The sequence below is a fragment of the Pseudomonas sp. F01002 genome, assembly GCF_004402115.1.
GTDB classification, from domain to species: domain Bacteria; phylum Pseudomonadota; class Gammaproteobacteria; order Pseudomonadales; family Pseudomonadaceae; genus Aquipseudomonas; species Aquipseudomonas frigoris.
In genome coordinates, this window is the sequence record NZ_SOPU01000025.1 from 1 (window position 1) to 342 (window position 342).

At 63.2% G+C, this 342-nt stretch carries 1 pseudogene; it reads right to left on the minus strand.

Annotated features, from left to right (window positions below):
• Positions 1-334, minus strand: a pseudogene (locus E3W21_RS22135) (IS21 family transposase); the annotation flags it as partial.
• Positions 335-342 lie beyond the last annotated feature (8 nt).

Below are 342 nucleotides of genomic sequence, written 5' to 3' on the forward strand. Positions count from 1 at the left end.
GGCGCATGACAACGTCGACCTTGGCGGCCCAGAGGCGGTAGTGCTCGCAGAACCAGCTGTATTGGAAGCCTTGCGGGTGAGCGAGTCGGTACTCTTGCCAAAGCAGGGCCAGAGTTACGCCTGGGCGGCGCAACTCGGCATGCGCCCAAGCCCAGTCAGGCATCGGGCGCTGGTCGCTCGGCACCGGTACTGCCGGCGGAAACAGGCGTCGGTTCAGCTCCGCATCAGAGATATCGATGGGCCACTGAAGCCCACTGGCTGCGAACCGGCAAAGGTAGTCTCCCGCGCTTGAATGGCCAATGGATAAACTTTTGGCGATCTTGCGCACGGACAGGCCGGCGT